The following is a 21007-nucleotide window of genomic DNA, read 5'->3' as shown; positions in this document are numbered from 1 at the left end:
GTCTCCGGTTTGGGTCCTGCATAGCGGGAAATGTCGCCGCCTCACAAGGCGCGGAGGCAGCGGGCGGGGCCGAATATGACTTCCCCCGGGGGGCCGGTTTGGTTAGACAATGCCGTCAAAAGCGGCATTTTCCGCCCCGCACCTCGATCTTTCTCCATCACAGACCGGAACGAGCATGACCGACACGATCAAAACTGATGTCCTGATTATCGGCGCCGGCCCTTGCGGCCTGTTCGCGGTGTTCGAACTGGGCCTGCTCGATATGAAGGTGCATCTGGTCGATATTCTCGACAAGCTGGGCGGACAGTGCGCCGAGCTTTATCCCGAGAAGCCGATCTATGACATTCCGGCAATTCCGATGGTGACGGGGCAGGGCCTCACCGACGCCCTGATGGAGCAGATCAAGCCGTTCAATCCGACCTTCCATCTCAACGAGATGGTCGAGACCATCGAGAAGATCGGCGACCCGCTGTTCCGCGTGAAGACCGATGCCGGTCAGGTGTTCGAGGCCAAGGTCGTGGTGATCTCCGCAGGCGGCGGCTCGTTCCAGCCGAAGCGTCCGCCGGTGCCCGGCATCGAGGCCTATGAAGGCAGCTCGGTGTTCTACGCGGTCCGCAAGATGGAGCAGTTCCGCGGCAAGGATCTCCTGATCGTCGGCGGCGGCGACAGCGCGCTCGACTGGGTGCTGAACCTTCAGCCGATCGCCAGGCGTGTGACGCTGCTGCATCGCCGTGACGATTTCCGCGCAGCGCCGCACAGCGTCGATCAGATGCGCAAGCTCGTTGCCGCCGGCAAGATGGACCTGAAGCTCGGACAGGTCACCGCGCTCGAAGGCGAGAACGGCGTGCTGTCCGGCGCGCTGGTGAAGGGCAACGACAACGAGATATCCAAGGTCGAGTGCAACACCATGCTGCCGTTCTTCGGGCTGACCATGAAACTCGGCCCGGTGGCGAACTGGGGCGTCAAGCTCGAGAACAATCTGGTGCCGGTCGATACCGAAGCGTTCGAGACCAACGTGCCCGGCATCTTCGCCATCGGCGACATCAACACCTATCCCGGCAAGCTGAAGCTCATTCTCTCCGGCTTCCATGAAGGCGCGCTGATGGCGCAGAAGGCGAGCCGCTATGTCTTTCCGGACAAGCGCGTCGTGTTCCAGTACACCACGTCGTCGTCGAGCCTGCAGAAGAAGCTCGGCGTGAACTGACGCAGTTTATGCCTGATGTCATTGCGAGGAGCTTTTGCGACGAAGCAATCCATCTTTTCTTGTGGATTGCTTCGCTTCGCTCGCAATGACGGAATTATCGCTGTTGCGCTGCCGGCGAGAGCGGTTCGCTAATCACTGGTGCTTCCGACAGTCCCAGCCCCAGCACGCTCATTGCGGCGGGAAGCGCCGCGTCCGCCATGGCGGCGTGACCTTCGGCGGTCGGATGGATCGCACCGCCGTAAACGGCGGAGAGGACGCCCCACGTCGCGTCATGAATATCGCCGGGCTGGTTCGGCGCCTTCTGCGCCTGCGGATAGGTCATCGCGGTGAAGTAGCTGTCGTTGGCGTCGCGAATCCAGCGTGCGCGCGGCGCGTAAGCGCGGAAGTCGCTGGCGCCCGCGCCGCAGACCAGCGGATTGTTCGCGGCATCGACGATATCCGCAACGAAGCTGTCGCCCTTCGCCGAGAAACATTCGCGGTCGAACGGCGGGTCGGTCTCTGCGCGTGCGCAGAAGCCGTGATTGGCGAAAGCCGCCTGATGCTGATCGACGAAGGTCATGCGGTCGCGCGCGGGATTGCCGCACAACACGCCGCCGCTGCACGTCGCCAGCTTCTTGAGCGACGGCAGGAATTCGTTCTGCACAAATTCGGTGACGTCAGCGAGACGCTGCGGGTCGGCGTTGAACGAGGGATGAATGTCGAAACCGGCGCGGCCGCCGGCGCAGGGCGCGCCGTTCAGCAGCGACGGGTTCGCGTAGGATGTGTAGATCACGCGCGAGAGGTCGCCGCCGACGAAAGGTTTCAGCGCCTGACGCAGTTTGCTGAAATTCTGCGGCAGTTCGCGTTGCAGGGTGGAGCGTGCCTCGTCGACCGAACTGAGAACGCCGGTGCGCCGTGACAATGCGCGTTCGGTCTGCCGTTCGACAATGACGTCGGCGACAAGTCCCGAGAAGTCGACATCGTTGGCGCCGATCGACAGCAGGATGAGATCAAGTCCGCGATCCGGCTGACGCTTCGTTGCCGCGGTCAGCGCCTCGCGCAATTCGGCGACCTGCGCATTCACCGTGCCCTGACAGGTCAGGCTGTTCTTGCCGACCACGCATTCGCGGGCACGCTGCGCGCCGAACATGCCCTCATCGATCGTCGCGCCGGTGCAGGCCAGCGGCAGGTACGTCACCGCGATCTGCGGGTTCTGCGCGGCCAGCGCGATCGCCATGCGGGTTTGGTAGCTGTAGAGCGAGCGATGGCACGCCGGGTTCATCCATTGCGCACCGGCGCGCTGCCAGTTCTGCAAGCTGGTGCCGTCGGACGTATCGCAGGCGCGGGCGCCCTTGAATCCGGCGCGGCCGGGACGGAAATACATCCCAGCGGGGCCGCCGAGATAGGAGCGGAAGCAGAAACCGTCGTCGGTCAGCGCCACGGGACGATCGGGATTGCCTTCGCCCGATGCGATGGAATCGCCAAGGCCCGCGATGAAAATGTCGCGCACTGCGATTTGCGTGATGACCCGTTGCGGTGCCTCGGACCCGCTTGAGACGTCGACGGTGACGGGCGTCGGCCGGCCGTAGCGTACGCGCAGGTTGATCGGCTCGGCGCAGTCCAGCGTCGACTGCCGCGGCGGATCGCCGTCCTCGAATGTCCATGCGCAGGTCGCGCCGACCGGCACCGCGCCTGTGAGGCGGATCGTGACCGGATGATCGGTGGGCGTGAGATAGCTTTCCTTCACGCCGTCGCGCGTGCAGGGCTCGCTGACACGGCCCGTTGCGTCAATGCACAGGCGTCCGAGTGTGTTGCGCGCCCAGCCGCGGCCGTCGCTTTGCGTCGCCAGTGCCTGTTCGGATTCAAGAATGGTGCGGCCGCTGAGCGACGCGATATGAAGCTGGAAATCGCGCTCCTCGCGAAACAGGCGGAAGCGGTTGCGGACTTCCCACGAAATCTGCATCGCCGTCGTGAGCTGCGGAACGGGCTGTGCAACGGAAGGCGGCACGAGCGGCGTCTGCGCCGTAGCAGCGCCTACCATCGCGCCGCCGAGCGCCGCGATCAGGAGCGATAAGCGGATGACGCGCGACTGGATCATGCTGGTCTTGAAGCCGACGGATGAGGCCAAAATGTGGGGATGTCGCTTGAGCGTAAATCACGCTCCCGAACCCCACAAGCCACATCTTTGTGCGCGGATTACTCCGCGGCCTGCTTCGGCTTCGACTGTGGAGGTGACGATTGCGCGACGGCGGGCGCGGGCTGGAGTTTTCGGCTCTGTTGCCACGGCAGGATGACGCTGAGCCACAATTCCCGGACGCCCATGATCGTGATCGAGGTGGCGAAGGGGATCAGGAAATACAGAATGCGGAAAACGAGCAGGGACGCCAGCAGTTCCTCCTTGCCGAGCATCGGCAGGCCAACAAGCATCGCGGCGTCGAACACGCCGAGGCTGCCGGGTGCGTGGCTGGCGAAACCGAGCAGCGTCGCGAGAATGAAGACGACCGAGAGCGTCACGAAATCGAGGTCGGGGCTCGACGGCGCCAGCAGATACATCGCGAGGGCGCAGAAACCGAGATCGACGACGCCAATCAGGATTTGCAGCACGGTCAGCGGCGCCGACGGCAGATGGACCTTCCAGCCGTCCTTGCCGAGCTTGCGGCGGCCCTGGCCGGTGGCGATCCATGAGAGATAGATCGCGATGCCCGCGAGCAGGCCGATGCCGATCAGCCGGTTGATGCTTTCAGGCAGGAGATCGATCGATGCAGCGGCGGCGGGATGCCAGATCATGCCGATGCCGAGCACGAAGGTGTTGCCAAGCCAGAACGTCAGACCGGAGATGAAACAGATTTTCGCGACATCGATCGCGGTCAGCCCCCAGTCCGAATAGATGCGGAAGCGGATCGCGCCGCCGGTGAACACGGTGGCGCCGATGTTGTGGCCGATGGTGTAGCTGGTGAAGCTCGACAGCGCGGCGATGCGATAGGGTACGTGCATCTTGCCGATCGTGCGCAACGCGAACAGGTCGTAGAACGTCAGGGTGAAGAACGCGCACAGCACGCACACTGCGGCGAGCGCGATCTGGCCTTGCGATTTTTCGGCAAGCGCGGTGAGAACGATCGCCGTGTCCACGCCCTTGAGGGTGCGGAACAGATGCATGATCGCAATAGTGACGATAATCAGGCTGGCAACGATCCCGACCCGTTTCCAGCCAATTCGTTCCCTGAAAACACGCCTGAGCGTGCTCAACAACTGTTGCATTCGTCCTCCCGGCAGGGCGCGTAACCTATAGAAGCCGATTGAGGCGACAGTGAGCAAGCGGCTGCGGCGGTACTCATACGCGAAATCCCACGCTTGGAAAATAGGTCGTTGTGCGGCGCAAAGTGCCGTTATTGCTGGGAAACCGGGGCTGGCTGGACTGTCATCTGCGCTTCATATTAGGCCGGATGCCGCGATTCATCAGTTAGCCGGATATGGGAAACGAAGATGCTGTTGCAAAGGGCGAGACAGCCATTCCATTCCATCGGCGATGCCGATCTTTCAAGGACATTCACGCGCATTCCTGATGAATCGATTTAGCCGGATGGGATCGATGCGGCGCCAGACTACTGATCCAAAAAAGGACGGCATCCGGACTGGTGGCTGAAGCAACAGCTAAAGCAAGCTAACCGCGGCTGCGATTATCGTTAAGGGCCGAATGAGGCAAAAAGCCGCGCGGGTGCATGCCGGCGGTCAGGACCGGCGGAGCGCGAATTTCGCCCCGCAGAACGCCATCACCGCGCCGAGGCCAAGTGCGGCGAGACCTGCGAGCACGCCGGACAGTGTCGGGATCGCGCTCGGTGCTGCCGCGGCCTGACCCGCTGCCGCGAGCATGATGACGCCGACAGCGACCAGAAACTGCCGCAGACGAAGCGAGATCTGGCCGGACACCGCGCTCTGCATCAACGACGCGGAAATGAAGCCAGCCAGAAACGCCACCGCGGCGATCAGCCACCATGCCAGCGCCGCGCGCGCGGGGATCAGCTCCGGCACGTCCGTTCGCCACAGGTCGCCGAGATTGAGATTGAAGCGCTGGATGATGATGTGGATGCCAAGCGCGAGCAGCACGCCGAACAGGATCGATGCGGAGAGAACAATGGGCTGCGAGAAATAGGCAGGCTTGGCCATCAGGGTGTTTCGTCCCGGCGCAATGGGCTGCTAAGACTTGTAGAATAACGGCCGGCTGCTGCGCAAGGCGGCTGTCGGGATCGCGGGTGCCCGCGGCGATTGAAGGATTTTCATGCTTTCGCAGATATTCAGCGCCGGATCGCGCAGCGGAGCCAGCGGCCCGGAGGCCGTCGGTGACGGCACGCAGTATGTCTTCAAGCCGTCTCTTGTCGGGAGTGCTTCGCAACTTGACATCACCGGCGAGGGGCTGTCCTGGCAGATGAAGGGAAAGCAGGGCATCTGGCCGCTGGAGAAGATCGCGGCCATTCGTCTGTCATACCGGCCGGTCTCGATGCAATCGCGGCGATTTCGCGCCGACATCGAAGACACGCGCGGTGAGCGCGTCACGATCTATTCAACGACATGGCACACCGTTGCGCTGATGTCGCCGCAGGATAACGGCTATCGTGCATTCATTGTCGAATTGCACCGGCGCCTTGCGGCCATCGGGAGCAAGGCTGTTCTGGTCGCCGGCATCAATCCCGTGATTTATTCGGCCGGGCTGGTCGTGCTCGGGTTTGTCGCCTTGGCCATGCTGGCCCTGCTGATCCGTGCGGTGATCACCGCGCAGTTGACCGGTGCGCTGTTTCTTGCGGGATTTGCTGCCTGGTTTGCATGGCAGATCGGCGGCTTCATGCGCCGCAACCGGCCGCGCAGCTACACGTTCGACGAATTGCCCAAGGACGTCTTGCCGTAGCGAGACTTGCCATAGCGAGACTGCCGTAACGGGTCTTGCCGTAGCGGAAGGTCAGCTCGGCCGGGCGTCGTTGGCCGGCCCGGCCAAACCTTACCGCCCGATGATGGGGATCACCCTCCGGCGGCGCGCGAACTTAGTCCATGATGACGCTGGAGAGAAGTCAGCCCGACGCGAAAACCGTTTTGTGATCGGTTCGGCGCTCTAATGTCGCACCACGAGCACTGAGCATTTTGCATAGCGGACGACATGTCCCGCGTTTGAGCCGAGAAAATAACTCTGCATCGATGGCCGATGCGATGTCATGACGATGAGGTCCGCGCCGATGTCGGCGGCTTCCTCGAGCACCTCGTGATAGATGCCGCCCTGCCGCACCGTGACCGAGATGCGGTTGCTGTCGATTCCGGATTCGCGCGCCACGATCGCCAAAGCCTCCTCGGACGACTGGCGCTGCTGGATCTCGAAATCGGGCGGGACATATTCCGCCAGCATCACCGGCGTGATCGGCATCACGTTGACCAGCCGTACCAGTCCGCCAGAGGATTTCGACAGGGACGCCGCTGTCTCGATGGCCGGTTTTGCGAGATCGGTGTCGGCAAGGTCGATGGGCACGAGGATGGATTGAAACATCGGTCTCTCCGGTCGCAACAGATTCTGTTTTGACGCGTTTCCTTCACGCGAACCGGGATCCAACCTCGGGTCAAGCCCGAGGGCAGGCTTCGCCTGAAAACGCTATGACGGCTTACGATGAATTCGTTGGCGGCAAGATGCAAGGCCGCTTCACTTTAGTATCGCTATGCCCCTTCGGAGCCTTCGCGCAGCAGCTTCGGACTTGCGAAGCGCTCGAGCCTCCCGGTGCGAAAACCGACTTTCTCCCAGTTGTCGATCTTGAAATCGATCACCGCGACACCTGCTGTCGGCAGGTTGTTCGCGAGGGCCTGCCGGCCCGCCGGATCGCCGCTGGCGATAAGGCCGAGCGCCAGTTCGTGCAGCCCCGGATTGTGTGCGAGGATCAGCAGGCATTGCGGATCGGCATCTGCGACGCTGTGAATGATCCTGAGCAGTTCGGAGGGATCAGCGCCGTACAATGCCGGCAGGTGTTTCACCCGCATGGCCGGCATCGCAGCGCGAAGCAATTCCCAGCTTTCCTGGGTGCGCGTTGCGGTCGACACCAGCACGAGATCAGGCCGGTAGTCGTGGAGGGCGAGCCAACGGCCCATCTCCGCGCCGTCATGCTGGCCGCGTTCGTCGAGGCGGCGATCCTGATCCTTGCCAGACGGGGCATCCCGCTCGGTCTTGGCATGACGCAGCAGGATCAGACGGCGCATATCGCGATCTCGTTTCGGTGGGGAATAAAACCGGGACACTAGGGCACGGCGCGGAATAGTGTACAAGCTTACGTCCGATATTGTGACGATGGGGACCCCGTTACACCCAGAAAATACCCGCTTGTGACAGCGATCTTGGAACTGCGATCATGGACAACCCTTCGGTGAATTCGTCGGTGGACCTGCCCGCCCGTCCGCGGCTGACGTTCGACCTCGATGTCGATATCTGCGTGATCGGAGGAGGGCTCGCGGGCCTGACCATGGCGCGGGAAGCGGCGGGAATGGGTGCAAGCGTCGCACTTCTTGAAGGCCGCGAGATCGGGTGGAATGCGTCGGGCCATAATCTCGGCACTGTCATGCCGGGTTACGGTGTCCCGGTGTCCGATCTGATCGAGCGTGTTGGATTCGACGATGCGCGGGATCTGTGGTCCCTGGCGCAGGAAGGCGCCGACTATGTTCGCGCCACGGTAACCGGCAATGCCATGCCGGGCGTGATGCTGACGGAGGGAGCGCTCGAAGTTTCCAGGGTCGATGCGGGCGACGAACTCATCAGCCGGTTGCAGACGCTCGGAGAAGATTTCGGCACCGAGATCGAAGGCTGGCAGATCGACCGCGTGCGCGACACGCTGAAAACGGATCGCTATTTCCATGCGATTCATTTTCCGAAAGCGTTTCAGATCGACGGGCGGCGATATGTTCACGGTCTCGCGGCGCTGGCGGAAGACGCAGGCGTGCGGATCTTCGAGGATACGCCGGTGGTCAGTCTCGATCCGGCGGGGGTTCGCAAGCGCGTGTTCACACCATCCGCGAAGCTGCGCTGCTCTCATGTCGTGCTCGCAGGCAACGCGCATCTCGGCGCGCCCGGCCGCCGCCTGACGGCAACGCTGCTGCCGACGTGGCGATACGCCATGCTGACCGAGCCGCTCGGCGAGCGGCTTGCTGAAGCGATCTCGTTTCAGGGGTCGGTGACCGACACTCATGACATCGATCATTTCCGCATTGTCGAGGGCGACCGGCTGCTCTGGTCGTCTCCGGAGACGACATGGCAGGGCGATCCGCAGCGCTACGCGAAGCGCATTCAGAATCGCATCGCGGCGATTTTCCCGAAACTCGGCCCGGTCGGAATTGCCGAGGCCTGGAGCGGGATGTTCGGGCAGACCGTGCACGGCATGCCGCAGATCGGCGAACTGCAATCGGGTCTTTGGGTTCTGAGCGGCTTCGGACGTCAGGGACTGAACACGACGGCGATGGGCGGCCAGCTTCTCGCGCGCAGCATTCTGCACGGCGATGATCGCTGGCGGCTGTTTTCGCCGTTCGAGCTTGTCTGGGCCGGCGGATCGGCAGGCCGCGCCGCAGGGCAGGTGTTCAACATCTGGTCACGCGGCTACTCGGATGCGGCCAGCGCACTGTCACGGTATCGCGAGCGCGCACGCGGCCGCGAACAGGCGCGGGAACGTTCGCGGGAGGCCCGGATCGCAGCCGCGAAGGCGCAGACCGCGCGATTGAAATAATGCCCCGGCGGCGGGGTTATGGGAACAGACAGGCGAAAGCCAGCTCCGGCCTCGCGGGAAAGTGAGCCTGCTGGTGGAGCGTTGCTGTAACTTTTCGCGAAATGGACCGTAGATCGTGATGGACAGCCTGTTTCCCGATCTGCACGGAGCTTTGACCATGATCGACCGCCGCATCCTGCTCGCATCCGCGATGAGTCTCGCCGCATTTTCGGCATTCCGCTGGCTGGGTCTTGGCAGCGCCCGTGCAGGGGAGAAATCAGCGCAGAAATTCGAGATCGAGAAGACCCCGGCGGAGTGGCGCAAGCAGTTGAGCGCCGCCCAGTATAATGTGCTGCGCGAGGCGGGCACCGAGCGTCCGTTCACCAGCCCGCTCAACAACGAGAAGCGCAAGGGAACCTTCGCCTGTGCCGGCTGCGACCTGCCGCTGTTTTCCTCCGACACCAAGTTTGACAGCGGCACCGGCTGGCCGAGCTTCTATCAGGCGCTGCCCAACGCCATCGTGGAGAAGTCCGACCGCAGCTACATGATGGTGCGGACCGAGACCCTGTGCCGGCGGTGCGGCGGCCATCTCGGCCATGTGTTCGACGACGGCCCGAAGCCGACCGGCCTGCGCTACTGCATGAACGGGCTGGCGCTGACCTTCAAACCCGCGGACGGCTCATCGTCCTGATTTCGCGCGGCAATTCTTGCCCGCTAGGCAATTGTGCCCCGGTCTTTTGGCCGGGGCATTTGTTTTAGTGCATTGATATTGCAGCGTAAATACTGTTGGCACGGTGCTTGCGATCTCTTCTTTGAATACGGCCATGGCTATGGACACACCGGCGGGCCGCCCGGATCGAAGTTGGAGAAAATGTAATGGGTCTCTTTGGCGCACTCACCACGTCCGTCGCAGGTCTTCGTGCTCAGTCCTATGCGCTCGAAAACATCTCCGGAAACATCGCGAACTCGCAGACAACGGCGTTCAAGCGCATCGATACGAGTTTCCTGGACCTCATTCCCGATACCGGCACCAACAACCAGCTCGCCGGCAGCGTCGCGACCAACTCGCGTGAAACCAACACGGTGCAGGGCGACGTCCAGAAGGCCGCCGTTTCGACCTACATGGCGATCAGCGGCGACGGCTTCTTCGTGGTGCAGAAGCCCGGCAGCTTCACCGATAGCAACCCGGTCTTCAACGGCGTGAACAACTACACCCGCCGCGGCGACTTCACGCTCGACAAGAACGGTTATTTGGTGAACGGCGCCGGTTACTATCTCGAAGGCATTCCGATCGACCCGACCACGGGCAACGTCACCGGCAGCAACCCGCAGGTTCTGAAATTCGGCGGCGACTTCCTGCCCGCCCAGCCCACCTCGACCGTGACCTATCGCGCCAACCTGGCCTCGTATCCGATCACCACGAAGAGCGACAAGTCCGTTCCGGGGTCGGAACTGCTCAACGTCGGCGACTTCACCGTTAACCCGAGCACGGTCGGCACGCCGCCGTTGCCTTATCTCGACAACGTCGGAAGCGGCGCGTCGGTGAACAGCGCGCTGACCACCCCGACCAAGATCAACGGCACAACCGCGCTGTCGGGCGCGGCGAACACCAACTCACTGTCGGCGAGCTTTGCCGCTGGCGACACGATCACGGTGAACGGAACGCCGATTACTTTCACCGACGCATCCAGCGTTCCGCCGAATCAGAATGACGCGACCCATATCCCGATCGGCAGCACCATCGATCAGCTCCTCGACAAGATTGACGGGTTGAGCGGCAACTCCGCGCTGTCCTCGACCGTCAACAATGGCTCCGTGCAGTTGCATACGGGTCTGGCGAATAACCTCGTTATCACCTCAAGCAATGCAACGGCTTTTGCCGCGCTCGGCTTTTCCGGCACCGTCACCGTGAATCGCCTGGGTGGCGGTTCGGCGGGCGCCGGTCACGTCATCGGCTCCGACGCCGCGACATTCATTTCGCAATCGATCGCGGGTGGCGCCACCACTGGCTACGACATCTCCGGCTCGCCTGTCAGCATCCAGTTCCGCTGGGCGAAGATGGACTCATCGACGCTCGGCCCGGGCCATACCGACAAGTGGAACATGTTCTATCAGGTCGATCCGAACGCGACCGGCGGCGCGACGGCCTGGCAGAACATCGGCACCGATTTCACGTTCAGTGCAAACGGCCAGCTCACTCCGGCGGTGGCATCGGTGACGCTCACCACTCCGACCATCAGCGGCGTCACGCTGGGCAATATCACCGTGAACTTCGGCGTCAGCGGCCTGACCTCATTCGCCGATGCCAACGGCAACGCGCAGGTCAACGACATTCACCAGGACGGCTTCCCTGCGGGTTCGTTGCAGACGGTTTCGATCGGCGACAACGGCCGTGTGGTCGGCAACTATTCCAACGGCCGCAACATCGATCTGGCGCAGATCACGCTGGCGACCTTCAACGGCGCGAACTTCCTGAAGCGCCTCGATGGCGGCGCGTTCGAGGAGACCGACCAGTCCGGTAACGCGGTTTTCGGAAAGGCCGGCTCCATCACGGGTTCGGCGCTCGAAGGATCCAACAGCGATATCGCGGACGAGTTCACCAAGCTGATCGTTACGCAGCAGGCCTATTCGGCGAACACCAAGGTCATCACCACTGCGAACCAGATGGCGCAGGATCTGCTGAACGTGCTGCGATAATCGCTGAACACATCGTCGCGTGATCCGACCTGAGATGGGCAGTATGTTATGGGTCTGAGCCAAGCTCTTTCAACCGCGATGGCCGGCTTGCGGGCAAACCAGGCGTCGCTCGCGCTGGTTTCGTCCAACGTAGCGAACGCGGAAACGCCGGGTTACGTCCGTAAGACGACCAACCAGATCCAGACCGCGGTCGGCAACGGCGCCGGCGTCGAAACCATCGGCGTCAATCGCGTCCTCGACGATTACATTCAGAGCCAGTTGCGGACGGAAACCTCGGGCGCGGCCTATACCCGCACGCGTGCGAATTTCCTGAACAACCTCCAGAGCGTCTACGGTGATCCGGATTCGTCTGCCACGATTGAAGCGGCATTCAATTCGCTCACGACCGCGCTTCAGGCGCTCTCGACGAGTCCCGACTCGCAATCGGCGCGCACCGGCGTGCTCAATGCGGCGCAGGCGCTGGCCCAGCAGTTGAATTCGACCTCGCAAGGCATCCAGGCTCTGCGCAACAGCGCCGAGACGGGGATAGCCAACTCGGTATCGACGGCCAACAACGCCCTGACCCAGATCGCCAAGATCAACCGGCAATTGCAGGGCTATGCCAACCAGGACGCCGCGACGGCGGCGTTGCTGGATCAGCGCGATCAGTTCATCACGCAGTTGTCAGGACTGATGGACGTGCGCGTGGTCAAGGGCGAAGGCAATCAGGTTTCCGTTTACACGACCTCGGGCACGCAACTCGTCGGCGGCTCCGATGCCGCGCAACTGTCGTTCAACACTCAAGGCACGGTCACGCCGGAGGCGCAGTGGAACGCCGATCCGTCGAAAAGCACGCTCGGCACGATCTCCATTTCCTATCCGAATGGCGGAAGCATCGATCTCATCTCCAGCGGAGCAATCCGCTCCGGATCGATCGCGGCGTTTCTCGAACTGCGCGACAAGACGCTGGTGCAGGCGCAGGACCAGGTCGATCAACTCGCGGCGGCGATGGCGAGCGCGTTGTCGGATAAGACCACAGGCGGCACGGCATACCCGCCAGCGACGCCTGTTCCGCCGCCCGGCACGCCCGCCGGCTTCGATCTTGATCTTGCTGGCCTTCAGGCCGGCAACACCGTTCATCTGACTTACACCGACAACATCACTGGCGTTCAGCACAATATTTCGATCATCCGCGTGGATGATCCGAGCGCGCTGCCGCTGAAGGACACGGCGACGATCGATCCCAACGACAAGGTGATCGGCGTCGATTTCTCCGGCGGCATGTCGTCGGTCGTCTCACAGCTCAATGCTGCGCTGGGCGGCGCCAGCATCCAGTTCTCGAACCCCGCCGGCTCAACGCTGCGCGTGGTGGATGACGGCGCGACCGGCTTGTCAGACGTCAACGCCGCATCGGTCACGACGACCGCAACATCGCTGACCGGCAGCGGTCCGCAGGTCGCCTTGTTCACCGATGGCGGAAGACCTTACACCGGCGCGATCACAGCATCCGGTTCTCAGCAAACGGGCCTCGCGGGACGCATCACCGTCAATTCCGGGTTGCTGGCGGATTCGTCGCGCCTGATCGTCTACAGCACGAGTCCCGCGACACCGGCTGGCGACACCACGCGTTCCGACTTCATCCTGTCGCAGCTGACGTCCGGCACTTTCAGCTATTCGGCAACGACCGGCATCGGCTCGAGCAGCACGCCCTATAAGGGCACGCTGCTCGGATTCACCCAGCAGTTCACGAACATGCAGGCCAATGCCGCGAGTTCGGCGCAGCAGCTGTCCGACGGTCAGGACGTCGTGCTGAACACGTTGCAGAAAAAAATGGACGCGACCTCGGGCGTGGATATCGACACCGAAATGGCCAACCTGCTCGCGCTGCAAAACGCTTACTCGGCAAATGCCCGCGTGATGTCCACGGTCAATTCGATGTTCCAGTCATTGATGCAGGTACTGTGAGGATCTCATGACAATCGATGGCGTTAGCGGCCGGACTTCGTATCTCGGCTCGTCGATTCTCAATCTGAAGAGTCAGCTCGACACGCTGACGCAGCAGCTCGCTTCGGGAAAGAAGTCGACATCCTATGCCGGTCTCGGCGTCGACTCGGGAACCGCGACGGGGCTGCGCGCGCAGATTTCGTCGATCGCCGCTTTCGCCAACACCGGCACCGTCCTGAATACGCGCATCAATGTCGCGAACCTGTCCTTGCAAGGCATCAAAGACGCAGGCAGCCAAGTCAAGGCTGCGGCCGCAGGCGCAACGCTGAATCTCGACAGTAACGGCAAGACCGCCGGGCAGAAGACCGCGATGGCATCGTTCACGCAGGTCATCGCGCTTCTCAACACCGAGGTCGGCGGGCGTTACATGTTTTCCGGCCGCGCCACCGACACTCCGGCGACCGAGCCGGCCGATGTCATTCTCAACGGCAGCGGCACGCGCGCCGGATTGAACCAGATCATCGACGAACGTGGTCAGGCTGACGGGACCTCGGGTCTCGGCCGGACAGTAATCACGTCGGCGACGCCAACCTCGGTGACGATCGGCGAAGACGTCGCGGGATCTCCGTTTGGCCTCAAGCTGAGCGCGATTACGACGACGTCGGCGACGGCGACCGTGACAGGCCCGGCGCCGCCGGCGGCGCCTCCCGGCGCGCCTTCGGAAATGTCGGTCGATCTCGGCGCGACCAATCCGGCCGATGGCGACAAGGTTCGTTTCACATTCAGCCTGCCGGACGGTACGTCTGAAACCATCGAACTCACGGCGACAACGACGACGCCGGTGCCTGCCGGCGGCTTCGCCATCGGCGTCGATTCAACGGCAACCGCCGCCAATCTCAAAACCGTGCTCAACGCCGCCGTCGGCACCTTGTCGAACACAGCGCTGGTCGCGGCCTCCGCCATGGCCGCATCCGACAATTTCTTCAGTTCGTCGCCGCCATTGCGGGTCGGCGGTTCTCCGCTCGGTACCGCAACGACGCTCGTGAACGGCACCGCTACCGACACCGTGTCCTGGTACACCGGTGAGGACGGTCCTGATCCGGCGCGCGGAACGGCAGTTGCCGGCATCGATCAATCTATTTCGGTGCAGTACGGCGCGCGGGCCAACGAAGATGCGTTCGTTGCGCAGTTGAAGAACATCGCCGTCTATGCCGCGGTGTCGACCAACGCGAGCAATCCGAACGCGAACGGTCAGCTCACCGCTCTGAACTCGCGGATTGTAGACAATCTCGCGGTGCATCCGGGTACGCAATCGATCCAGGATATCCAGGCCGATTTCGCCGGTGCGCAGGCTGCGGTCCAGACGGCGAAGGATCGGCAGACCCAGACCGGGGCGGTCGCGCAGTCGATGCTGGATTCGATCCAGGGCATCAACGACAACGAGGTCGCAACCAAGATACTTGCGCTGCAGACTTCCTTGCAGGCGTCCTATCAGACCACTGCGTCGCTCTATCAAATGAGCCTGGTGAAGTTCCTCTAGCTGCCCTGCAACGATGAAACGAAAAAGGCCTCCTTCTGGAGGCCTTTTTTGTTCATGGTCTGCGTGTGGTGTCAGGCGGCGCTGCTGAGGCTGGCTTCACGCGCCTGTCCGTCCTTGGCGCTGTCGAGAAGCTGCTTTTCGTAAGCGATCAGTTTTTTCGATTCCTTCAGCGCTCTATAATAGTCGCCGCTTAAAATGTAGTTATTGATTTCTTCGACGAAGCCGGCCGCGCTTGGCGCGACGCTGAGGAAGTCACGCATCACGTCGAAGTACACCGCATGGTGCTCCTGCGGATCGTGCGAAATGTACATGAGCTGGACCGCCAGATAGATCAGCTTCGCCGGCGTGTCGGCGGTGTCCGGCGTCAGGATATCTTTCTCTCGCAAGACGGGGAGCCTCTCTCCTTCGATCAGGAATTTCGCGCGCTGATCGGTATTGGTGATGACGCACGACCCGACAATGATCTTTTCGTGCGGCTTGAGTTCGACCTTCAAAGCCATGGCGGTTCTCCGTGCGAGCCGGTTTCAAATCGATCCGGCGGATGGGCCGATCCTTTCGCGTTATGGTTAACGCGAGGTAAACGCTGCGGTGGCCACGGAACGGCGGCGCTTATGAGATTGTCTTGTCAAATCAACGTATTTGCGGTTTGCCGCGGTGCGTCCGCAGCCGCGTTATCCGGACAGTTGAACGAAACCGGTTCACACCTTTTTAGACTGTTGGTTCCAATGTCGGACGGCTCGCTGATCGAAGCTATCAGCGGCACGCTTGTACACGTTGCGTTTTGCGTCACACCAGAAAGGTACGCCCAATGTCTTCTATCGTTCTCTCGTCGTCCGTTCGTCAGAACCTGCTCTCGCTCCAGTCGACCGCAGAGCTCCTCTCGACCACCCAGACCCGCCTTGCCACTGGCAAGAAGGTCAACACCGCTCTCGACAACCCGACCAACTTCTTCACTGCCGCCGGCCTCGATGCCCGCGCCAGCGACATCAACAACCTTCTCGACGGCATCGGCAACGGCGTGCAGGTCATTCAGGCCGCCAACACCGGCATCAGCTCGCTCCAGAAGCTGGTTGATACCGCGAAGTCGATCGCTAACCAGGCTCTCCAGACCCCGGTCGGTTACACCAAGTCGTCCGTGACGTCGCTTGCGACCACCGGCGCGACCGCTGCCAACCTGCTCGGCGATCCTGATACGGCTGCTACGCTCACCGGTGCTGCCACCGGTACTATCGCGGCTGCTTCGGCTCTGACCGGCGCGACCGGCGGTAGCTTCGCTTCCGGCGACACCGTCATCGTCAACGGCACCACGATCAAGGTCACGGCTGCCGGCGCTGGTACTGCCACCGTCACCACCGATCCGGATGGCACGATCAACCTGAACACCACCGCGACCACTGCTGCGACCACGACCGACTTGACCGACGCGATCAAGACGGCTCTTGGCGGCGGCACCGCGGCTGCGTCGATCGCCGGCAACAAGGTCACGATCACGGCTGGCAACACCTCCGACAGCATCACCCTCGGCGGCACCGCGCTGGCCAAGATCGGCCTCACCGCCGGAACAACTGCTCCGACCTCGACGGTGACCGGCAAGACGCTGACCATCGGTGCAACCGGCGGCGGCACTGCGACCAACATCACCTTCGGTAAGGGTGCTGGTCAGGTTTCGACCCTGAACGAGCTCAACGCGGCTCTGCTGTCGAACAACCTGCAGGCTTCGATCGATACCGCTGGCAAGATCACCATCACCACCTCCAACGATGCCGCTTCGGCGAACATCGGAACCATCGGCGGTACGGCGGCGGCGTTTGCCAGTGCAGCGGCTTCCCAGGCGGTTGCCGATCCGAACTCGCAGGCAACCCGCACCAGCCTGGTCAACCAGTACAACAACGTCATCGACCAGATCCGCACGACGGCTCAGGACGCGTCATACAACGGCGTGAACCTCCTGAACGGCGACCAGCTCAAGCTGGTGTTCAACGAAACCGGCAAGTCGACGCTGAACATCACCGGCGTCAACTTCAACCCGGCTGGCCTTGGTCTCGGCTCGCTGAGCGTTGGCACCGACTTCGTCGACAACGCGGCGACCAACAAGGTTCTGGCTTCTCTGAACACCGCCAGCACCACGCTTCGTTCGCAGGCTTCGGCTCTGGGTTCGAACCTGTCGATCGTGCAGACCCGTCAGGACTTCTCGAAGAGCCTGATCAACGTGCTGCAGACCGGCTCGTCCAACCTGACGCTGGCCGACACCAACGAGGAAGCGGCGAACAGCCAGGCGCTGTCGACCCGCCAGTCGATCGCGGTGTCCGCACTGTCGCTGGCCAACCAGTCGCAGCAGAGCGTTCTCCAGCTGCTCCGCTAATACCGGAAGCACTGCAAACCATCAGAACGGCGGGGGAAACCCCGCCGTTTTTTATGGGCTTTGCTCGCGGAACGGTGCCGGAAGGCTCAAGCGGGAAGGATTTGAGGGGCAGGCGAGGGGTCGAAACGCATTTACCCTTCATTAAGGAAACAATTTAATCGGCTCTTAACCATAATTTAAACGGTGCCTCCTAAGAATTGGGGAAAGACGGTCGTTCTCCAAGTTGCATCACGCCGCTTCGTCGCCGGCTTTTGCTTATCTAAGGAAGGTACACAAATGTCCGATATCGTTCTTACGGCGTCAGTTCGCCAGAACCTGCTGTCGCTGCAATCGACGGCGGACCTTCTCGCAACCACCCAGAACCGCCTCGCGACTGGCAAAAAGGTCAACTCGGCCCTCGATAACCCGACCAACTTCTTCACGGCCGCCGGGCTCGACGCCCGCGCCAGCGACATCAACAACCTTCTCGACGGCATCGGCAACGGTGTGCAGGTCCTGCAAGCCGCCAACACTGGCATTACTTCGCTGCAAAAGCTGATCGACAGCGCAAAGTCGATCGCCAACCAGGCGCTCCAGACCAACGTCGGCTACGCCAAGTCGAGCTTCACGACTGGCCCGAACCCCGGGGCGACGGGCGCCAATCTGCTTGGATTGCCGGATACCGCTGCAACCGTGACCGGCGCTGTCGTCGGCGGCGGCCTGACTCCGGCCACCACGCTGGCCGCTGCGGGCTTTGCCAATGGTGACTCGTTCACCGTTAACGGCAAGACGATTTCGTTCGTCACCGGTTTGGCTGCCGATCCGGCGTCCACGACCGATCCCGTCACCGGGAATGTTTCGATCAGCCTGGCGAGTTCCACCGGCGGTACCGTCGCGACCATCCAAAGCGCTATCAGCAGCATCACCGGCGGTACGACGAGCATCGCGGGCAACCAGCTGACCGTCAGCAACGCAGTCGCCGACACCAGCAACAGCATTGTGTTCGGCGGCACCAGCAGCGTGCTGGCCAAGCTCGGCCTCTCGACCGGCACCACGCCGCCGACCTATACCTTCTCAGGCAAGACACTGACCATTCCGTCGACTGCGGGTGGACCGGCGACCAACATCGTCTTCGGCAATGGTGTTGGACAGATTTCCACCATCAATCAGCTCAACGCGGCGCTGCTCCCGAACAATCTTCAGGCCAGCATCGATTCGACCGGCGCGATCACCGTCACCACGTCCAACGATGCCGCGTCTTCGACGATCGGCGCCCTCGGTGGCACCGCGACGGCGCCCGGTGAGTTGTTCGCGGGCGTGATCGTCTCCGCGCCGGTTGGCGAAGCCAACTCGCAGGCAACGCGCGCGGGCCTCGTGTCGCAGTACAACAACATCATCAACCAGATCAAAACGACATCGCAGGACGCGTCGTTCAACGGTGTGAACCTCCTGAACGGCGACCAGCTCAAGCTGGTGTTCAACGAAACCGGCAAGTCGACGCTGAACATCACCGGCGTCAATCTCGATCCGGCCGGCCTCGGTCTTGGCGCGCTGACCTCCGGCACCGACTTCATCGACAACGTCGCGACCAACAAGGTGCTCGACGCGCTCAACTATGCGAGCAGCTTCCTTCGCTCGCAGGCCTCGACGCTGGGTTCGAATCTGTCGATCGTGCAGATCCGCCAGGACTTCTCGAAGAACCTAATCAACGTGCTGCAGACCGGGTCGACGAACCTGACGATCGCCGACACCAACGAGGAAGCTGCCAACAGCCAGGCGCTGTCGACCCGCCAGTCGATCGCAGTCTCCGCGCTGGCGCTTGCCAACCAGTCGCAGCAGAGTGTGCTCAAGCTGCTGCAGTAATCGGTTAACTCAGCCGGAACAGAGCAGCGGGGATAAAATCCCGCTGCTTTCTTGCGTCGTGGAGTCGCGCTATTCTTTCGTGCCGCTGTTGATCGCCGTAGCCGGACGCGTTGTGCAACGACGCAGGTTCAAGGGAGAAAGAAAGTGGCTCTCAGAGTCGAACTCAAGCCGTTCGAGAGAATTATCATCGGCCAGAGCGTCATCACCAATTCGGAAACGCGTGCATCGTTTCTGATCGACGGTGAGACACCGATTCTGCGCGAAAAGGACATTCTGACTGCGGAGACCGCGAACACGCCGGTGAAGAGAATCTATCTCTGCGTTCAGCAGATGTATCTCGAGGACGACATACCGAAGTATCAGGAACTCTATCTCGGTTTCGTCAAAGATCTGCTGGAAGCAGTGCCGAGCTTTCGCAGCCACATAGAAGCCGCAAGTAATCTTATTTTAAGCGGTTATCTTTACAAAGCTCTAAGAGAAATCAGGAAACTGATAAGTCGCGAAGACGAACTCCTATCGAGGTGATGAATGTCTCACGCTGCCCAAGCCTACGCGCGCACCGCTCAAACGACGGCGTCTCCACGCGAGATTGAAGCGCAGGCTCTTCTGAAGGCCGCGAACAAGCTTCAGCACGCGATGACGAACTGGGATCATCCCGATACGAATTTCGCCGAAGCGCTGCTCTTCAACCGCAAGCTCTGGGCGATCCTTCTGAGCGCGGTGACCAGCGACGAAAACCCGCAAACCATCGAGGTTCGTCAGAACATCGCCAACATCGGCACGTTCGTCCTGACGCAGACCGCGGAATTGCAGCTCAATCCGCAGCCAGAAAAGCTGAAGTCGCTGATCGACATCAATTGCAATCTGGCGGCTGGCCTGTCCGGCCGCGCCTGACGCCAGCGCATGGACGAACGATGGCTGATCTTTTAAGCATCATATCGTCGAACTACGTGGCGGTCGGCTCGAACGTCAACTATTCGAAGGGGCCTTACGTGCCCGTCGATGCCGCCAGCTACGAGGGTAACTGGACCGGCAAGTACGCCAACAACGACACGTTCAGCATTCAGGTCTCCAACGTCATCGGCTTCCGCGCCAAGGCGCGGTATCAGAGCGGCTCGACGGTGAAGTACCAAGACGTTCTGATCAGGGACAACTCGTTCAAGATCGGCGATTCGAAGTTCACGCTGACGAAACATGGTACGGCGCAGATCAAGACGGTCATGACCACCAACGGCACTCAGACCCTCGAGACCGCCTACGCCCAGCAGAACGGCCGTTAAACCCTCAAATCCGTATTTCTGCGCATGTTGTCCTCGCGAGCGATGTCCATTGCGCGCAGATAGGCGCGTGCGCGCAGCCGCGCTTCGTCGGGATACTGGCGCACTACGAGGCTCGTTCTGCTGTCGACGGTCCGGTAGACGATCTCCGCCGCGGCACGATCGATGATCACCTGCTTCGAAAGCCGATCGGTTTCAGCCTGGGGATTGATGCGTGCCTGAACGGAGGGATCCGGCGCCGTAACGGCCTTATCAGGCGGCAGTTGCGTCTGGACAGCCGTCTTCGCTCCGTTGGATGCCGGCTCGACGTATGTTGCAGTAACCGATGCCCCCACCGGTTTGATGTTGAAATCCGCACTCATGGCAGCCTCTGGCTCCCCCTTGAGTCAAACCCCAACCCTCCAATGCCGATTATGAGTGGAACCGGATGAATCCGGTCCTTATGTTCCCGCGCGGAATTGAATCAAA

19 protein-coding genes are annotated in these 21007 nt (G+C 61.8%); 12 read left to right on the top strand and 7 right to left on the bottom strand.

The genetic code is table 11. The annotated features are described in order from the left end of the window. Window positions 1-175: 175 nt before the first annotated feature. The gene (locus tag AC1Q67_RS03745; protein ID WP_492235164.1) at window positions 176-1204 is read left to right on the top strand and encodes an NAD(P)/FAD-dependent oxidoreductase; all 1029 of its coding nucleotides are present in this window, start codon (window positions 176-178) and stop codon (window positions 1202-1204) included. 94 nt (window positions 1205-1298) lie between these two features. Here the strand turns inward: AC1Q67_RS03745 and AC1Q67_RS03740 are convergent, their stop codons facing one another. From AC1Q67_RS03740 to AC1Q67_RS03730, 3 genes are all read right to left on the bottom strand, one after another. Next, window positions 1299-3281, bottom strand: coding sequence for an SGNH/GDSL hydrolase family protein (locus AC1Q67_RS03740; protein WP_492235707.1), 1983 nt, complete (start codon window positions 3279-3281; stop codon window positions 1299-1301). 98 nt (window positions 3282-3379) lie between these two features. Next, window positions 3380-4441: a lysylphosphatidylglycerol synthase transmembrane domain-containing protein gene (locus AC1Q67_RS03735; protein ID WP_492235165.1), complete on the bottom strand. Its 1062-nt coding sequence runs from the start codon at window positions 4439-4441 to the stop codon at window positions 3380-3382. A 471-nt stretch (window positions 4442-4912) separates the two neighbouring features. Then, the gene (locus tag AC1Q67_RS03730) at window positions 4913-5347 is read right to left on the bottom strand and encodes a hypothetical protein (protein WP_024577810.1); all 435 of its coding nucleotides are present in this window, start codon (window positions 5345-5347) and stop codon (window positions 4913-4915) included. Between the two features lie 112 nt (window positions 5348-5459). Here AC1Q67_RS03730 and AC1Q67_RS03725 point away from each other — a divergent pair, with 112 nt between their 5' ends. After that, window positions 5460-6083 (top strand): hypothetical protein, encoded by a 624-nt coding sequence (locus AC1Q67_RS03725; RefSeq protein ID WP_492235166.1) that lies wholly within the window; start codon window positions 5460-5462, stop codon window positions 6081-6083. Between the two features lie 201 nt (window positions 6084-6284). Here the strand turns inward: AC1Q67_RS03725 and AC1Q67_RS03720 are convergent, their stop codons facing one another. Together AC1Q67_RS03720 and AC1Q67_RS03715 are read right to left on the bottom strand one after the other, a co-directional pair. Beyond that, window positions 6285-6710, bottom strand: coding sequence for a universal stress protein (locus AC1Q67_RS03720; protein WP_024577812.1), 426 nt, complete (start codon window positions 6708-6710; stop codon window positions 6285-6287). 164 nt (window positions 6711-6874) lie between these two features. Next, window positions 6875-7408 carry a SixA phosphatase family protein gene (locus AC1Q67_RS03715; protein WP_492235167.1) on the bottom strand — a complete coding sequence of 178 codons (534 nt, stop codon included), beginning with the start codon at window positions 7406-7408 and terminating at the stop codon, window positions 6875-6877. Window positions 7409-7557: 149 nt separating this feature from the next. Between AC1Q67_RS03715 and AC1Q67_RS03710 the strand changes: the two genes are divergently transcribed. The 5 genes from AC1Q67_RS03710 to AC1Q67_RS03690 all read left to right on the top strand — a co-directional run bounded on the left by AC1Q67_RS03710 (window position 7558) and on the right by AC1Q67_RS03690 (window position 15058). Beyond that, complete coding sequence (locus AC1Q67_RS03710; protein ID WP_492235168.1) at window positions 7558-8919, top strand: NAD(P)/FAD-dependent oxidoreductase; 1362 nt, start codon at window positions 7558-7560, stop codon at window positions 8917-8919. Between the two features lie 157 nt (window positions 8920-9076). Continuing rightward, complete coding sequence (msrB, locus tag AC1Q67_RS03705) at window positions 9077-9589, top strand: peptide-methionine (R)-S-oxide reductase MsrB (protein WP_492235708.1); 513 nt, start codon at window positions 9077-9079, stop codon at window positions 9587-9589. Window positions 9590-9774: 185 nt separating this feature from the next. Continuing rightward, the gene (locus tag AC1Q67_RS03700) at window positions 9775-11595 is read left to right on the top strand and encodes a flagellar hook protein FlgE (RefSeq protein WP_492235169.1); all 1821 of its coding nucleotides are present in this window, start codon (window positions 9775-9777) and stop codon (window positions 11593-11595) included. Between the two features lie 48 nt (window positions 11596-11643). Beyond that, window positions 11644-13539, top strand: coding sequence for a flagellar hook-associated protein FlgK (gene flgK, locus AC1Q67_RS03695; RefSeq protein WP_492235170.1), 1896 nt, complete (start codon window positions 11644-11646; stop codon window positions 13537-13539). 7 nt (window positions 13540-13546) lie between these two features. Beyond that, window positions 13547-15058 (top strand): flagellar biosynthesis protein FlgL, encoded by a 1512-nt coding sequence (locus AC1Q67_RS03690; protein ID WP_492235171.1) that lies wholly within the window; start codon window positions 13547-13549, stop codon window positions 15056-15058. Between the two features lie 71 nt (window positions 15059-15129). On the opposite strand, the gene flbT (AC1Q67_RS03685) is transcribed toward AC1Q67_RS03690, so the two are convergent. After that, complete coding sequence (flbT, locus tag AC1Q67_RS03685; protein WP_492235172.1) at window positions 15130-15558, bottom strand: flagellar biosynthesis repressor FlbT; 429 nt, start codon at window positions 15556-15558, stop codon at window positions 15130-15132. Between the two features lie 308 nt (window positions 15559-15866). Between flbT (AC1Q67_RS03685) and AC1Q67_RS03680 the strand changes: the two genes are divergently transcribed. The 5 genes from AC1Q67_RS03680 (at window position 15867) to AC1Q67_RS03660 (ending at window position 20542) form a co-directional block, all read left to right on the top strand. After that, the gene (locus AC1Q67_RS03680; RefSeq protein ID WP_492235173.1) at window positions 15867-17420 is read left to right on the top strand and encodes a flagellin N-terminal helical domain-containing protein; all 1554 of its coding nucleotides are present in this window, start codon (window positions 15867-15869) and stop codon (window positions 17418-17420) included. Between the two features lie 276 nt (window positions 17421-17696). Beyond that, window positions 17697-19262, top strand: coding sequence for a flagellin N-terminal helical domain-containing protein (locus AC1Q67_RS03675; RefSeq protein WP_492235174.1), 1566 nt, complete (start codon window positions 17697-17699; stop codon window positions 19260-19262). A 144-nt stretch (window positions 19263-19406) separates the two neighbouring features. Further along, on the top strand, window positions 19407-19787 hold the full coding sequence (gene flbT / locus AC1Q67_RS03670; RefSeq protein ID WP_492235175.1) for a flagellar biosynthesis repressor FlbT: 381 nt from the start codon (window positions 19407-19409) through the stop codon (window positions 19785-19787). 3 nt (window positions 19788-19790) lie between these two features. Further along, window positions 19791-20156, top strand: a complete 366-nt coding sequence (gene flaF, locus AC1Q67_RS03665; RefSeq protein WP_492235176.1) for a flagellar biosynthesis regulator FlaF — start codon at window positions 19791-19793, stop codon at window positions 20154-20156. Between the two features lie 20 nt (window positions 20157-20176). Further along, complete coding sequence (locus tag AC1Q67_RS03660; protein ID WP_006021438.1) at window positions 20177-20542, top strand: hypothetical protein; 366 nt, start codon at window positions 20177-20179, stop codon at window positions 20540-20542. Here AC1Q67_RS03660 and AC1Q67_RS03655 read toward each other — a convergent pair. Beyond that, window positions 20539-20901 carry a hypothetical protein gene (locus AC1Q67_RS03655; protein WP_492235177.1) on the bottom strand — a complete coding sequence of 121 codons (363 nt, stop codon included), beginning with the start codon at window positions 20899-20901 and terminating at the stop codon, window positions 20539-20541. The genes AC1Q67_RS03660 and AC1Q67_RS03655 overlap by 4 nt on opposite strands. Window positions 20902-21007: the final 106 nt, after the last annotated feature.

The organism is Afipia sp. GW823-FHT06G09 (assembly GCF_058794875.1).
Note: the sequence above shows the minus strand (reverse complement) of the source record. Positions and strands in the feature narration are given on the sequence as shown.